Annotated in this window: 14 protein-coding genes; 1 reads left to right on the top strand and 13 read right to left on the bottom strand. The window is 65.4% G+C overall.

Translation table 11 applies throughout. The features are described from left to right. From lpxA to rpsB, 13 genes are all read right to left on the bottom strand, one after another. Nucleotides 1–789 carry an acyl-ACP--UDP-N-acetylglucosamine O-acyltransferase gene (gene lpxA / locus U4Y91_RS13405; RefSeq protein WP_321805443.1) on the bottom strand — a complete coding sequence of 263 codons (789 nt, stop codon included), beginning with the start codon at nucleotides 787–789 and terminating at the stop codon, nucleotides 1–3. Between the two features lie 67 nt (nucleotides 790–856). Further along, a complete protein-coding gene (gene fabZ / locus U4Y91_RS13400; protein WP_006402657.1) occupies nucleotides 857–1,324 on the bottom strand; it encodes a 3-hydroxyacyl-ACP dehydratase FabZ in 468 nt (155 codons plus the stop codon). Between the two features lie 130 nt (nucleotides 1,325–1,454). Then, entirely contained in the window at nucleotides 1,455–2,534 is a 1,080-nt protein-coding gene (gene lpxD / locus U4Y91_RS13395) for a UDP-3-O-(3-hydroxymyristoyl)glucosamine N-acyltransferase (protein ID WP_321805442.1), read from the bottom strand. 16 nt (nucleotides 2,535–2,550) lie between these two features. Then, entirely contained in the window at nucleotides 2,551–3,048 is a 498-nt protein-coding gene (locus tag U4Y91_RS13390; protein WP_321805441.1) for an OmpH family outer membrane protein, read from the bottom strand. A gap of 64 nt (nucleotides 3,049–3,112) precedes the next feature. Continuing rightward, a complete protein-coding gene (gene bamA, locus U4Y91_RS13385; RefSeq protein WP_321805440.1) occupies nucleotides 3,113–5,419 on the bottom strand; it encodes an outer membrane protein assembly factor BamA in 2,307 nt (768 codons plus the stop codon). 64 nt (nucleotides 5,420–5,483) lie between these two features. Then, a complete protein-coding gene (gene rseP, locus U4Y91_RS13380) occupies nucleotides 5,484–6,857 on the bottom strand; it encodes an RIP metalloprotease RseP (protein WP_321805439.1) in 1,374 nt (457 codons plus the stop codon). A gap of 11 nt (nucleotides 6,858–6,868) precedes the next feature. Then, entirely contained in the window at nucleotides 6,869–8,065 is a 1,197-nt protein-coding gene (locus U4Y91_RS13375; protein WP_321805438.1) for a 1-deoxy-D-xylulose-5-phosphate reductoisomerase, read from the bottom strand. A 15-nt stretch (nucleotides 8,066–8,080) separates the two neighbouring features. Then, nucleotides 8,081–8,902 (bottom strand): phosphatidate cytidylyltransferase, encoded by an 822-nt coding sequence (locus U4Y91_RS13370; RefSeq protein WP_321805437.1) that lies wholly within the window; start codon nucleotides 8,900–8,902, stop codon nucleotides 8,081–8,083. After that, nucleotides 8,896–9,678: a polyprenyl diphosphate synthase gene (uppS, locus tag U4Y91_RS13365; RefSeq protein ID WP_321805436.1), complete on the bottom strand. Its 783-nt coding sequence runs from the start codon at nucleotides 9,676–9,678 to the stop codon at nucleotides 8,896–8,898. The genes U4Y91_RS13370 and uppS overlap by 7 nt, the downstream gene beginning before the upstream one ends. Before the next feature lie 49 nt (nucleotides 9,679–9,727). Beyond that, the gene (gene frr / locus U4Y91_RS13360; RefSeq protein ID WP_321805435.1) at nucleotides 9,728–10,288 is read right to left on the bottom strand and encodes a ribosome recycling factor; all 561 of its coding nucleotides are present in this window, start codon (nucleotides 10,286–10,288) and stop codon (nucleotides 9,728–9,730) included. 102 nt (nucleotides 10,289–10,390) lie between these two features. Next, a complete protein-coding gene (gene pyrH, locus U4Y91_RS13355) occupies nucleotides 10,391–11,104 on the bottom strand; it encodes a UMP kinase (protein ID WP_011885142.1) in 714 nt (237 codons plus the stop codon). A 156-nt stretch (nucleotides 11,105–11,260) separates the two neighbouring features. Then, complete coding sequence (gene tsf, locus U4Y91_RS13350) at nucleotides 11,261–12,142, bottom strand: translation elongation factor Ts (RefSeq protein WP_014896733.1); 882 nt, start codon at nucleotides 12,140–12,142, stop codon at nucleotides 11,261–11,263. Nucleotides 12,143–12,304: 162 nt separating this feature from the next. Beyond that, nucleotides 12,305–13,045 carry a 30S ribosomal protein S2 gene (rpsB, locus tag U4Y91_RS13345; protein ID WP_006752149.1) on the bottom strand — a complete coding sequence of 247 codons (741 nt, stop codon included), beginning with the start codon at nucleotides 13,043–13,045 and terminating at the stop codon, nucleotides 12,305–12,307. Nucleotides 13,046–13,402: 357 nt separating this feature from the next. Here rpsB and map point away from each other — a divergent pair, with 357 nt between their 5' ends. After that, nucleotides 13,403–14,218 (top strand): type I methionyl aminopeptidase, encoded by an 816-nt coding sequence (gene map / locus U4Y91_RS13340; RefSeq protein ID WP_021159103.1) that lies wholly within the window; start codon nucleotides 13,403–13,405, stop codon nucleotides 14,216–14,218. Nucleotide 14,219: the final 1 nt, after the last annotated feature.

The following is a 14,219-nucleotide window of genomic DNA, read 5'->3' as shown; positions in this document are numbered from 1 at the left end:
TTAGCGGATGATGCCGCGTTGGGACGCGTCGATGAACTCGACGAGCGCGGTGACCGCTGCGTCGCCTTCGCCGCCCGCGGCCGCCAGCTCGCGCAACTGCACCTTCGCTTCCTCGAGCGACAGGCCGTTCTTGTACAGCAGGCGGTACGCGCTGCGCAGCGCCGAGATCGCGTCGGGCGAGAAACCACGCCGGCGCAGGCCTTCGACGTTGATGCCGTGCGGCTCGGCCTTGTTGCCGGCCGCGATCACGAACGGCGGCACGTCCTGCACGAGCGCCGAGGCGCCGCCCAGCATCGAGTGCGCGCCGATGCGCACGAACTGGTGCACGCCCGACATCCCGCCGACGATCGCAAAGTCGCCGATCTCGACGTGACCGGCCATCTGCGCGTTGCTCGACAGGATCACGTTGTTGCCGACGCGGCAATCATGGCCGATGTGCACATAGGCCATGATCCAGTTGTCGTCGCCGAGCGTCGTCACGCCGACGTCCTGCACGGTGCCGGTGTGGATCGTCGTGAATTCGCGGATCGTGTTGCGGTTGCCGATCACGAGCTTCGTCGGCTCGTCCTTGTACTTCATGTCCTGCGGACGGCCGCCCACCGACGCGTAATGGCCGATGCGGTTGTCCTCGCCGAGCGTCGTGTGACCTTCGATCACGCTGTGCGAGCCGACCGTCGTACGCGCGCCGATCGTGACGTGCGGCCCGACGATCGCGTACGGCCCGATCTCGACGGACTCGTCGATCTGTGCGCCCGGTTCGACGATCGCGGTAGGATGAATCCTGGTCATGCGCCGTTGCCTCTCGATGTGATGTGTCGCGTTGCCCGCGTTACGTTACTCATGCGTGCCGCGTCGCTCAGGGCGCCGCGTCGGCCGTCTTGACCGTGCACATCAGTTCGGCTTCCGCCGCCACCTTGCCGTCCACTTCCGCCACTGCCTTGAACTTCCAGATGCCGCGGATGTAACGTTCGAACGTCACGTTCAGAATCAGCTGGTCGCCCGGTTCGACCACACGCTTGAAGCGCGCACCGTCGATCCCGACGAAGTAGTACAGCGTGTTTTCCGGATCCTTCGGCTGCTCTTCCGAAAACGTCAGCAGCGCGGCCGCCTGAGCGAGCGCCTCGAGGATCAGCACACCCGGCATCACCGGCCGCTTCGGGAAGTGCCCCTGGAAGAACGGCTCGTTGATCGACACGTTCTTCAGCGCTTTGATGCCTTTGTGCGGCTCGAGTTCGAGCACGCGATCGACGAGCAGAATCGGATAGCGATGCGGCAGCAGCGTGAGGATCTTGTGGATGTCGAGATTGATTTTTTCAGTGCTCATGATGGTTCGTCTCACGCAGAGGCTGCGCGGTGGTGATGCAAAGGCTGAAGCGGGCCGCCGTGCGGCCCAGTCTGGCAAACCGGGCCGGATGCGCTGGCCGTGCCCGGTTCGTGGTCTCGCATGGTGTCGGTCAGGCTTCCGTGCCGCCCTGGGCGGCCAGCGCGGTTTCGAGCGCCTTGATGCGGTCGCGCAGCTTGTCGAGGTTGCGCACGAGCGCGGCGCTCCGGTTCCATTCGCCGTGGTCGACGGCCGGGAACGCGCTCGTGTAGATGCCGGCCTTCGGCAGCGACTTCGACACGCCCGAATTCGCCGTGATGATGACATAGTCGCCGAGCGTCACGTGGCCGGCGATCCCCGCCGCGCCGCCGATCATGCAGTGACGGCCGATCGTCGTGCTGCCCGCGATGCCCGCCTTGCCGGCGATCACCGTGTAGGCACCGATCCGGCAGTTGTGGGCGATCTGCACCTGGTTGTCGATCTTCACGCATTCTTCGATGACGGTGTCCGCCATCGCGCCGCGGTCGATCGTCGTGTTCGCGCCGATCTCGACGTCCGGGCCGACCGACACGCCGCCGACCTGCGGGATCTTGACCCAGCTGCCGGTGCGCGCGTCGCCGTCGCCGACGAAATCCGGCGCGAAGCCGAAGCCGTCGGAACCGATCACGGCACCGGAATGGATGATCGCGCGCGGGCCGATCTTGCAGCCGTGGTACACCGAGGCGTTCGGATACAGGTGCGAGCCGGCGCCGATCGTCGTGCCGCGGCCGACGAACACGTTCGCGTCGAGCTGCACGTTGTCTTCGATCACCGCGCCGGCCTCAACCGTCACGTGCGGGCCGATCACCGCGCTCGCGGCGACCTGCGCGGCCGGATCGATCGTCGCGCTCGGATGCACGCCGGCCGCGCGCGGCGGCGTGGCGAGATCGATGAACATCTGCGCGACGCGCGCGAAGTACGCGTACGGATTCGGCGTCACGATGAAGTTGCGGCCATGAGCGGCCGCACCCAGCTTTTCGAGATCCTTCGGCGCGATCAGCACCGCGCCGGCGCGGGTCGCCTCGACCTGCGACAGGTACTTCGGATTCGCGAGAAACGCGAGTTGCTGAGGGCCTGCCTGGTCGAGCGGCGCGAGGCCGCCCACCTTGCACTGGGCGTCGCCGGCGATCTCGCCGCCGAACCGCTTTACGAGTGCCTCAAGCGTCAATGCCATTCGTCGTCTGCTCCGTTCAGTTCGTCGAGCCGGACGCGAGCGCCTTGAGCACCTTGTCGGTGATGTCGATGCGCGGGCTGACGTACACGGCTTCCTGCACGATCAGGTCGTAATTCTGCTGCTCGGCGATCTGCTTGATGACCCTGTTCGCACGCTCCAGCACCGCCGCGAGTTCCTCGTTGCGGCGCTGGTTCAGGTCTTCGCGAAACTCGCGCTGCTTGCGCTGGAAGTCGGTGTCGAGCTGCGCGAGATCGCGCTGCTTCTGCGCGCGATCGGCCGCCGACAGCGACGCACCGTTCTTGTCCAGCGAATCGGACATCGACTTCAGGCGCGCCGCGAGGTCCTGCAGATCCTTGTCGCGCTTCGCGAACTCGGCTTCGAGCTTCGTCTGCGCCACCTTGGCGGGCGCCGACTCGCGCAGGATCCGATCCGAATTGACCGCCGCGATGCGGGCGACGTCCTGAGCATGCGCCGTCGCCGCGCCCAAGGCCAGCGCAACGGTCAGCGCACACATCACTCGTTTCGAAAACTTACCGGTTAGCAAAATTACCCTCTCGTTACTGTTGTCATGCGTTCGATCAGAACGCCGTCCCGATCTGGAACTGGAATTTCTGGTACTGATCGCCTTCGTGCTTCTGCAGTGGGAAGCCGAGGCTCAGCTTCAGCGGGCCGATCGGCGAGATCCACGCGAGACCCACACCGTAGCCGTAACGCAGGCCGTTCGCGCCGGTACTCGTGCCACCCGGCGCGTTGCCCCACACGTTACCGCCGTCGAGGAACGTGAACACGCGCAGCGTGCGGTCGTAGCCGGTGCCCGGCAGCGGGAACGTCAGCTCGATGTTGCCGACCAGCATCTTCGAGCCGCCGATCGGGTCGTTCGTCTTCGTGTCGCGCGGGCCCAGCGAGCTCGGCTCGTAGCCACGCACGGAGCCGATACCGCCCGCGTAGTAGTTCTTGAAGATCGGGTACGGGTTGCCGATGCCGTTACCGTAGCCGCCTTGCAGGTTCAGGCCCAGGATGAAGCCGCGCGAGAACGAATAGTAGTACTGCGCCTGCAGGTCGGCCTTGTAGTACTGGATCTTGCCGACCGGCACGCCGTATTCGACGTTCGCCTGCGTGAAGTAGCCGCGGCTCGGGATCAGCGCACTGTCACGCGCGTCGCGCGACCATGCCACCGTCAGCGGCACCGTGTTCGACACGCGGCCGAACTCGTTCACGTAATCCTGGTAGCTCTGCGGCGTGTTCGAGTCGACGTCGAGACGGTTCTGCTCGAAGCCCGCGCCGAAGTAGACGGTGTCGACTTCCGAGAACGGAATGCCGAACTTCAGGTTGCCGCCCGCGCTGATGATCCGGAAGCTCGAGCTGGTCGAGTAGTAAAGCGGCTGGTACGTGCGGTAGTAGACGTCCGTGATCCGCTTGATGCCGTCGACCGTGAAGTACGGGTCGACCTGCGTGACGGTCAGCGTGCGGTAGCTCTTCGCGGTGTTGACGTTCACCGACAGGCTCGTGCCCGAGCCGAACACGTTGTCCTGCGATACGCCGGCCGACAGCACCACCTTGTCCGTCGACGAGAAGCCCGCGCCCAGCGTGATCGCGCCGGTCGGCTTTTCGTCGACCTTCACGTTCACGTCGACCTGGTCGTTCGTGCCTTCGACCGGCAACGTCGTCACGTCGACGTTGGTGAAGTAGCCGAGACGGTTCACGCGGTCCTTCGACAGCGCGAGGCGGTTCGAATCGAACCACGAGCTTTCGAGCTGGCGCATTTCGCGGCGCACGACTTCGTCGCGCGTGCGCGTGTTGCCGACCACGTTGATGCGGCGCACGTACACGCGGCGGCTCGGATCGACGACGAGGTTCAGGTTCACCTTGTGGTTCGCCTGGTCGATGTCCGGCTGCGCGTTGACGGTCGCGAACGCGTAGCCGTATTCGCCGAGCTTGTCGACGATCGACTTCGTCGTTTGCTGCAGCTTTTCGGCCGAGAAGCGATCGCCCGGCTTGATCTTGATCAGCTTGTTCAGTTCGGCTTCGCGATCGAGAAGGTTGCCCGACAGCTTGATGCCCGACACCGTGTACGGCTCGCCTTCGTGCAGCGTGACCGTCAGGTACATGTCCTTCTTGTCGGGCGAGATCGACACCTGGGTCGATTCGATGTTGAACTCGAGGTAGCCGCGGTTCAGGTAGTACGAGCGCACGGCCTCGAGGTCGCCCGTGAGCTTTTCCTTCGAGTACAGGTCGTTCTTCGTGTACCAGGAGAACCAGTTCGGCGTCGACAGCTGCATTTCGTCGCGCAGCGTGCTGGTGCTGAACGCCTTGTTGCCGATGAAGTTGATCTGGCGGATCTTCGCGCTCGGGCCTTCGGCGACCGCGAACAGGATCGACACGCGGTTCGCGTCGACCGGCGTGATCGTCGTCTTGACCTCGGCCGCATAGAAGCCGCGCGTCAGGTACTGACGCTTGAGCTCCTGCTCCGCCTTGTCGACGAGCGCCTTGTCGTAGTAGCGGCCGTCGGCCAGACCGACCGCGCGCAGCGCCTTCGTCAGGTTGTCCTTGTCGAATTCCTTCGTGCCGGTGAAGTCGATCGACGCGATGGCCGGACGCTCCTGCACCTGCACGATCACGACGTTGCCCTGGGTGGCGATGCGCACGTCGTTGAAGAAGCCCGTCGCGTACAGCGCGCGGATTGCTTCGGATGCCTTGTCGTCGGTGAAGGTATCGCCCTGCTTGATCGGCAGGTAGGCGAACACCGAACCGGCTTCGACGCGCTGCAACCCCTCGATCTTGATGTCTTGCACCACGAACGGTGCCGCTGCATGCGCCGCGAGGCCGTGCGCGGCGAGCGCGGCCGCTGCAACTGTCTTAGGTACAAAGCGATGAGGTTTGAACAACGTGCATCCCCAATATTTAGCTGCATCAAATCAGGCGGCGGCCGACTGGCCGCCGCCTGACGCTTCAGAAATGGATTAACCGAGCCAGGTCGTTGAACAGCGCGATCGCCGACAACGCGACGATGCAGATCAACCCGGCTCTTTGCAGAATCAGCTGCCAGCGCTCCGATACGGCTTTCCCGGTCGCGGCTTCAACCAGATAATATAACAGATGCCCCCCGTCCAAAACGGGAATCGGCAGCAAGTTCAGCACCCCGAGGCTAATGCTGACAAGGGCGAGGAACGACAGGAAGGCCGACGGACCGAGCCGCGCGCTCTTGCCCGCGTAGTCCGCAATCGTCACCGGGCCGGACAGGTTCTTCAGCGACGCATCGCCCGTGATCATCCGCCCGAACATCCTCAGCGAGTAGACGGCGATGTCCCACGTGCGGTGCGCGCCGAGCTGCAGACTCTCGATCGGCCCGTAGCGCACGTCCACCGACGGCGTGTGCATCGACAGCGCCGCGCCGATGCGGCCGACCTGCTGTCCCGTTTCGTCGTCGCGCTGCGCGTGCGGCACGATCGACACCGTCCGGGAGGCACCGCCACGCTCGATCTGCAGTTCGACCGCCTGGCCCGCATGGTGCTTCACCGCGTCGATGAAGCGCGTGGCGCCGCCGATGGGCTTGCCGTCGAGCGCGAGCAGCTTGTCGCCGGCCTTCAGGCCCGCCTGCTCGGCCGCGCTGCCGGGCTGCACCGACGCCACCGACAGCGCGCCGCCGCCGGTCTCGAAGCCCAGGTGCATCATGAAATCGTCGTCGAGCGCGCTTTCGGGAACATTGCGCAGGTCGACGCGGAAGTCGAACGTCGCCGCGCCGCCGTCGCGTGCGCCGAGCACGACCTCGCGATGATCGAACGCGGCGGCCAGCAGCTTCCAGCGCAGGTCCGACCACGAGCGCACCGGCACGGCGTCGCCACCCTGAGCGTCGCGGATCGATACGATCGTCTCGCTGCCGTCGAAGCCCGCGCGGGCCGCCGCCGTGCCGGCGACCGGCGGCGCGAGCACCGCGGCCGGCTCGGTCACGCCGGTTGCGAATACGGCGGAAAACAGGACGATTGCCAACAGGAAGTTCGCGATCGGGCCGGCGGCGACGATCGCGATGCGCTTGAACACCGATTGCCGGTTGAACGCCTGGCCGAGCTCCTCGGGTTTGACGCCCGCCCCCGGCTCGCGCTCGTCGAGCATCTTCACGTAGCCGCCGAGCGGCAGCGCGGAGAGCGTCCATTCGGTGCCCGTCCTGCGGCTGACCCAGCGGGCGACCGGCTGGCCGAAGCCGATCGAGAAACGCAGCACCTTCACGCCGCACCAGCGCGCGACGCGATAATGTCCGTACTCATGCACGACGACCAGCACCCCGATCGCCACCGCAAACGCGATCAGTTCGACCAGCACGTTCATGAGCACCTCATTCAGACAGTGCGCTCCACGCGTGGCGCAGGCGCTTTCGAAATGATCTCGGCGGCGAGGCGGCGTGCCTCGGCATCCGCCGCAAGGACGTCGTCGAGCCCGTTCGGGTTGCGGTTCGGCAGTGCGTTGAGCACCGCGTCGACCGTCGCCGCGATCGCCATGAAGCCGATCCGGCGCTCGAGAAACGCTTCGACCGCGATTTCGTTCGCCGCGTTCAACGCGGCGCTCGCGATACCGCCCTCCTCAAGTGCCTTCAGCGCGAGCGCGAGGCACGGGAAGCGCGTGTAGTCGGGCTTCTCGAACGACAGCTGGGCGATCTGCGCGAGGTCGAGCTGCTCGACACCGGCGTCGACGCGCTCCGGGAACGCCAGCGCGTGCGCGATCGGCGTGCGCATGTCGGGGTTGCCGAGCTGCGCGAGCACCGAGCCGTCGCGGTACGACACGAGCGAATGGATCACGCTCTGCGGGTGGATCAGCACGTCGATCCGGTCGCCCGGCAGGCCGAAGATCCAGTGCGCCTCGATCACTTCGAGGCCCTTGTTCATCATCGTCGCGGAATCGACGGAAATCTTGCGGCCCATCACCCAGTTCGGGTGCTTGCAGGCCTCGTCCGGCGTCACGTCGACGAGCGTGGCCGGCTCGCGCGTGCGGAACGGGCCGCCCGACGCGGTCAGGATGATCTTCGAGATCCCGCCGTGCTCGTTCTCGTCGCGCGGCATGCACTGGAAGATCGCGTTGTGTTCGCTGTCGACCGGCAGCAGGATCGCGCCATGGTCGCGCACGGCGTCCATGAAGATCGCGCCGGACATCACGAGCGATTCCTTGTTCGCGAGCAGGATGCGCTTGCCGGCGCGCGCGGCCGCCAGGCTCGGCGCGAGACCGGCCGCGCCGACGATCGCCGCGACGACCGTATCGCAGCCGTCGCTGTTCGACACGTCGACGAGCGCCTGCGGCCCATACAGTACGGTGGTCTTGCTGCCCGCCGCGCGCAGCTTCGCCTCGACGTGCGCCGCCGTGTTCGCATCGCCGACCACCGCGACTTCGGGTGCAAAGCGCAGGCACTGCTCGACGAGCTTGTCGCCATTGCGATGCGCGGTCAACGCATAGACCGAGAAACGCTCGGGATGGCGGGCGACCACGTCGAGCGTGCTGTCTCCGATCGAGCCCGTGGAACCGAGCAGTGTCAGACGTTTTTGCATAACAGAAATAGTGGTTTAACCAAGCAGCAGCATTGCGAGCGGCAGCACCGGCAGCAGCGCGTCGACGCGGTCGAGCACGCCGCCGTGACCGGGCAGCAGGCCGCTCGAATCCTTCACGCCCGCCTGACGCTTGAGCAGCGACTCGAACAGGTCGCCGATCACGCTGTACGCAACCAGCAGCGTCAGCGCGGCCCACGCGCCGGGCATCCCGTAGCGCGTCGCGAATGCGGAAAACAGGGTCGGCTCGAACCAGTGCGCGACCATCGCGGCTCCCGCGACGACCATCACGGCGAGCCAGCCGCCGATCGCGCCTTCCCAGCTCTTCCCGGGACTGATCGTAACGGCCAGTTTACGCTTTCCGAAGGCCTTGCCCGCGAAATATGCACCGATATCGGCCAGCCACACGACCAGAAGCAGCGAGAGCACAAACGGAACGCCCTGCGCACGCGCCGCGACGACCGCGTGCCAGCAGGCCGCGAACACCACGAGCCCGGCCGCGAGCAGGAACGGCCGCCAAACGCCGCCCGCGAGTTCCGGCTTGCGCCGCAGCGAGAACGGGCCGACCAGCAGCCAGAACACGCCGGCTGCCATGAAAAGGGGACGGGACGAAGCGGCTTCGACGCCGAGCGGCGCGGTCGCCGCGAGCGCCAGCGCCGCGACGATCGCATAGACGACCGAACCGGCCGCGCCGAGCTTCAGCAGGCGCGCCCATTCCCACGCGGCGAACACGAGCACGACGCCGATCAGCGCACCGAAGGCCGCGAGCGGCGCGAACAGCGTGACCGGCAGCAACACGGCCAGCATCACGACCGCCGTGATCACACGGGTCTTCAGCATGAAAGGGAATCGGCGTTCTGCGATTGCGGTTCGAGCTGCGCGCTGGTGCGCCCGAAACGGCGCTCGCGCTCGGTATACGACGCGATCGCGTCGGCCAGCGCCGCGCCGTCGAAATCCGGCCAGTATTTGTCGGTGAAATAGAATTCGGCGTACGCGAGCTGCCACAGCAGGAAATTGCTGACGCGCTGCTCGCCACCGGTGCGGATGAAGAGATCGGGCTCCGGCGCATAGGCCATCGCCAGGTGCGGCGCGAATGCGTCTTCGGTCACCTCGACCTCGCGGCCCTCGCGCACGGCCTGCTCGACGAGTTTCTTCGTCGCCTGCAGGATGTCCCAGCGGCCGCCGTAGTTCGCGGCGATCGTCAGGGTCAGGCGGGTGTTGCGCGCCGTCTTGGTTTCGGCGCGGCGGATCAGTTCGCGGATGCGCGGCTCGAAACGCTCGAGATCGCCCACCACCCGCAGGCGGATCCCGTTCGCATGCAGCTTGCCGATCTCGCGCTCGAGCGCGGTGATGAACAGCCGCATCAGGAACGACACTTCGTCGTTCGGCCGGCGCCAGTTTTCCGAACTGAACGCGAACAGCGTCAGGTATTCGACGCCGGCGCGCGCGCAGCCTTCGACCACCGACCGCACGGCGTCCACGCCGCGGGTGTGCCCCGCGACGCGCGGCAAGCGGCGTTCGGTCGCCCAACGGCCGTTGCCGTCCATGATGATCGCGATATGACGCGGCACGACGCCGACGTCAGGCACGCGAACGGTAGAGCTGGTATAGGTCATGGCCGTTGAGACAGTAATGCGGGAAGAAGGCGGCGCGCGAGGACGGTCGTCAGACCGTCATGATCTCGGCTTCCTTGCTCTGCACGAGCTTGTCGACTTCGGTGACGTGCTTGTCCGTCAGCTTCTGCACGTCGTCGCTCGCACGGCGCTCGTCGTCTTCCGAGATTTCCTTGTCCTTCACGAGCTTCTTGAGCGCTTCGTTCGCGTCGCGGCGCAGGTTGCGGATCGCGACCTTGGCCGTTTCGCCTTCGCTCTTGACCACCTTGGTCAGCTCGCGGCGGCGCTCTTCCGTCAGCGCGGGCATCGGCACGCGGATCAGGTCGCCGGACGTGGCCGGGTTCAGGCCCAGATCGGCTTCGCGGATGGCCTTCTCGACCTTCGCGACCATGTTCTTTTCCCACGGCTGCACGCCGATCGTGCGTGCGTCGACGAGCGTCAGGTTCGCAACCTGCGAGATCGGCACCATCGAACCGTAGTAGTCGACCTGCACGTGATCGAGCAGACCGGTATGCGCACGGCCCGTACGGATCTTCGCCAGATCGTTCTTGAACGCTTCGATCGAGCGCTGCATCTTCTGCTCTACGCCCTTCTTGACATCAGCGACACTCATTTCAACCTCCGAACCTTCCAACCTTCAATGAACGCGGGCCCCGCCCGGTGCGCCACGCACCACGGCCGGCGACCCGCGCCGCTTGCCCGCATCCGCGGGAGTTTACACGTGGACGAGCGTACCTTCGTCCTCGCCCAGCACGATGCGCTTGAGCGCGCCCGGCTTGTTGATCGAAAACACGCGGATCGGCAGCTTCTGGTCGCGGCACAGCGCGAAGGCCGTCGCGTCCATCACCTGCAGATTGCGGCTGATCGCCTCGTCGAAGCTGATCGTCGTGTAGCGCGTGGCCGACGGATCCTTCTTCGGATCGGCAGAATATACGCCATCGACCTTGGTCGCCTTCAATACGACCTCGGCGCCCACTTCCGAACCGCGCAGCGCGGCTGCCGTGTCCGTCGTGAAAAACGGGTTGCCCGTGCCGGCCGCGAAGATCACGACCTTGCCTTCCTCGAGCTGGCGGATCGCGCGCGGCCGGATGTACGGCTCGACGACCTGGTCCATGCGCAGCGCGGACTGCACGCGCGCGACGATGCCGGCGTGGCGCATCGCGTCCTGCAGCGCCAGCGCGTTCATCATCGTCGCCAGCATCCCCATGTAGTCGGCCGTCGCGCGGTCCATGCCGGCCGCACCGCCCGCGACACCGCGGAAAATGTTACCGCCGCCGATCACGACCGCGAGTTGCGTACCGAGACCCACGACTTCGGCGATATCCGCCACCATCCGTTCGATCGTCGCGCGATTGATGCCGAAGGCATCGTCGCCCATCAGCGCTTCGCCGGAGAGTTTGAGGAGGACGCGTTTATAGGCATTGGACATAGGGGCTTCCGAGCGACGAGAGGATGACAACCACGAACTGTAGGGGCGAAATACTGATTCGGGCAAGCGCCGGCGACCGGACCGGGTTTCCCGGCCGGCCGGCGGCGCCGCCGGCCGCGGCGGAGCGGACGCCCGCCGCGGATACTGCCTGACTGCTTACTGCTGCTTTGCTGCTGCGACTTGCGCGGCCACTTCGGCGGCGAAGTCGTCCTGGCGCTTCTCGATGCCTTCGCCGACGACGAACAGCGCGAACTTCTGCACGGTCGAATCCGCTGCCTTCAGCATCTGCTCGATCGTCTGCTTGTCGTTCTTCACGAACGTCTGGTTCAGCAGCGACACTTCCTTCAGGTACTTCTGGACGCTGCCGTCGACCATCTTCGCGACGATTTCAGCCGGCTTGCCCGATTCGGCAGCCTTCTGCTCGGCGACGCGGCGTTCCGTCTCGATCAGTTCCGCCGGCACGTCGGCCGACGACAGGGCGACCGGCTTCATCGCGGCGATGTGCATCGCGACGTCCTTGCCGACCTGCTCTTCCGCACCCGTGTACTCGACGATCACGCCGATACGCGCGCCGTGCAGGTACGTTGCGATCTTGTTCGCGGTTTCGAAACGGACGAAACGGCGGATCGAGACGTTTTCGCCGATCTTGCCGATCAGGGCCAGACGCACTGCGTCGACCGTCGAACCTTCCAGCGGCAGCGCCGACAGCGCAGCCACGTCTGCCGGGTTTTGCGTCGCGACGAGTTCTGCAACCGTCTTCGAGAATGCGAGGAAGTCGTCGTTCTTCGCGACGAAGTCGGTTTCGCAGTTCAGTTCGACCAGCGCGCCTGCGTTGCCGCCGACGAACGATGCGACGACGCCTTCTGCCGTCACGCGCGATGCCGCCTTGCTCGCCTTGTTGCCGAGCTTGACGCGCAGCAGCTCTTCAGCCTTGGCCAGGTCGCCGTCGGCTTCCGTCAGCGCCTTCTTGCACTCCATCATCGGTGCGTCGGTCTTTGCGCGCAGTTCTGCCACCATGCTTGCGGTAATTGCCGCCATCATTCGCTCCTTGAGTCTGTATTCACAACGCCGCCCGCTTGGACGCGAACGGCCGAAAATCGTTTCCGGACCCGCGCCGATTCGGCGCGATCAGGTCCGGCGCACAAGCTTAAAAAAAGGGGGCCTGTTGAGAGCCCCCTTTTTGCGCCGGCTCGGGGCCAGTTACGCGTTTTCCTCGACGTACTCGTCGTCGCCACGCGCTGCCTGGACCACTTCGTTGACCGCGTTCGCACGGCCTTCGAGGATCGCGTCGGCCACGCCTTCAGCGTACAGCGCGACTGCCTTGCTCGAGTCGTCGTTGCCCGGGATCACGTAGTCCACACCTTCCGGCGAGTGGTTCGTGTCGACCACGGCGATGACCGGCACGCCCAGCTTGTTCGCTTCCGTGACGGCAATCTTGTGGTAGCCGACGTCGACGACGAAGATTGCGTCCGGAATGCCGCCCATGTCCTTCACGCCGCCAATCGACTTCTGCAGCTTGGCGATTTCGCGTTCGAACAGCAGCGCTTCCTTCTTGCTCATCTTCTCGAGCTCGCCTGCCTCGACTGCCGCTTCCATGTCCTTCAGGCGCTTGATCGATACCTTCAGCGTCTTGAAGTTGGTCATCATGCCGCCGAGCCAGCGTGCGTTGACGAACGGCATGCCTGCGCGCTGCGCTTCCTGGGCGATCGTGTCACGCGATTGACGCTTCGTGCCGACGAACAGGATCGTGCCGCGGTTCGCTGCCAGCTGGCGCACGTACTTCTGTGCGTCCGTGAACATCGGCAGCGTCTTTTCGAGGTTGATGATGTGAATCTTGTTGCGGTGACCGAAAATGAACGGAGCCATCTTCGGGTTCCAGAAGCGCGTCTGGTGACCGAAGTGGACACCCGCTTCCAGCATTTGGCGCATCGTGACTGCCATGTAAATTCTCCACGAGGGTTGGGTCTTAAGCCGGCTGCCGTACCGCCGCGCGTTCCGCGCGGCCGGCACCCTGGTTGCGCCGGCTTGCGATTCGGCACGTGCGAAAATGCCCGTGCCGCAAGCCTTTCATCCCGATGCCACCCCACACCGGGGCATGCTCGGCATTTGGATGTCGACTTAGCCAAAGAGTATAGCACGCCGATTTGTCGGCTCTCAAGTCGCCCGCCACTTTCGCTTGCCGCGCGGCAGCCGGCCGGACAATCCGCGAAAACCCGCACCGGCACCGCCGGCAGGGGCTGCGAGGCCCGCCATAAGGTGCGATAATCTGTCAATTCACCGCATTCCAGGCATACCTCGATGGCTATTACGCTCAAAAACGAACACGACATCGCCGAGATGCGCGTCGCCTGCCGTCTCGCGAGCGAAGTGCTCGACTTCATCACGCCGCACGTCGTCGCGGGCATCACGACCGCCGAACTCGACCGGCTCTGTCACGAATTCATGCTCAACGAGCAGGGCACGATCCCCGCGCCGCTGAACTACCAGCCGCCCGGCTATCCGCCGTACCCGAAGGCCACCTGCATCTCGGTCAACGACGTGATCTGCCACGGCATTCCCGGCGAGAAGGTGATCAAGAACGGCGACGCGCTGAACATCGACATCACCGTGATCAAGAACGGCTACTTCGGCGACACCAGCCGGATGTTCATCGTCGGCGAAGGCTCGATCCTCGCGAAGCGCCTCGTGCAGACCACCTACGAGTGCATGTGGCTCGGCATTGACCAGGTCAAGCCCGGCGCGCACCTCGGCGACATCGGCTATGCGATCCAGAAGCATGCCGAAGCACAGGGCTACAGCGTCGTGCGCGAATACTGCGGCCACGGCATCGGCACGGTGTTCCACGAGGATCCGCAGGTCGTCCACTACGGCCGCCCGGGCACCGGCATCGAGCTGAAGGCCGGGATGATCTTCACGATCGAGCCGATGATCAACGCCGGCAAGCGCGACATCCGCACGATGCCCGACCAGTGGACGGTCAAGACGCGCGATCGGAGCCTGTCCGCGCAATGGGAGCACACGGTGCTCGTCACCGAAACGGGTTACGAGGTGCTGACCGTGTCCGCCGGCACGCCGGCACGCCCGGTGTTCGCGCAACCGGCCGCTGCGGTCTGAG

Origin of the sequence: Burkholderia sp. BCC1993 (assembly GCF_905339865.1) — a bacterium.
In the GTDB taxonomy this organism is placed as follows: domain Bacteria; phylum Pseudomonadota; class Gammaproteobacteria; order Burkholderiales; family Burkholderiaceae; genus Burkholderia.
The sequence above is the reverse complement of the archived record's forward strand: the minus strand, read 5'-3'. Positions and strand labels throughout refer to the sequence as shown.

Coding starts and splice junctions, on each gene's coding strand:
- U4Y91_RS13375 (WP_321805438.1), bottom strand. CDS start 8,065: ATGCAAAAACGTCTGACACTGCTCGGTTCCACGGGCTCGATCGGAGAC.
- lpxD (WP_321805442.1), bottom strand. CDS start 2,534: ATGGCATTGACGCTTGAGGCACTCGTAAAGCGGTTCGGCGGCGAGATC.
- pyrH (WP_011885142.1), bottom strand. CDS start 11,104: ATGTCCAATGCCTATAAACGCGTCCTCCTCAAACTCTCCGGCGAAGCG.
- tsf (WP_014896733.1), bottom strand. CDS start 12,142: ATGGCGGCAATTACCGCAAGCATGGTGGCAGAACTGCGCGCAAAGACC.
- uppS (WP_321805436.1), bottom strand. CDS start 9,678: ATGACCTATACCAGCTCTACCGTTCGCGTGCCTGACGTCGGCGTCGTG.
- frr (WP_321805435.1), bottom strand. CDS start 10,288: ATGAGTGTCGCTGATGTCAAGAAGGGCGTAGAGCAGAAGATGCAGCGC.
- rseP (WP_321805439.1), bottom strand. CDS start 6,857: ATGAACGTGCTGGTCGAACTGATCGCGTTTGCGGTGGCGATCGGGGTG.
- lpxA (WP_321805443.1), bottom strand. CDS start 789: ATGACCAGGATTCATCCTACCGCGATCGTCGAACCGGGCGCACAGATC.
- rpsB (WP_006752149.1), bottom strand. CDS start 13,045: ATGGCAGTCACGATGCGCCAAATGCTGGAAGCGGGTGTCCACTTCGGT.
- U4Y91_RS13370 (WP_321805437.1), bottom strand. CDS start 8,902: ATGCTGAAGACCCGTGTGATCACGGCGGTCGTGATGCTGGCCGTGTTG.
- U4Y91_RS13390 (WP_321805441.1), bottom strand. CDS start 3,048: ATGTGTGCGCTGACCGTTGCGCTGGCCTTGGGCGCGGCGACGGCGCAT.
- map (WP_021159103.1), top strand. CDS start 13,403: ATGGCTATTACGCTCAAAAACGAACACGACATCGCCGAGATGCGCGTC.
- fabZ (WP_006402657.1), bottom strand. CDS start 1,324: ATGAGCACTGAAAAAATCAATCTCGACATCCACAAGATCCTCACGCTG.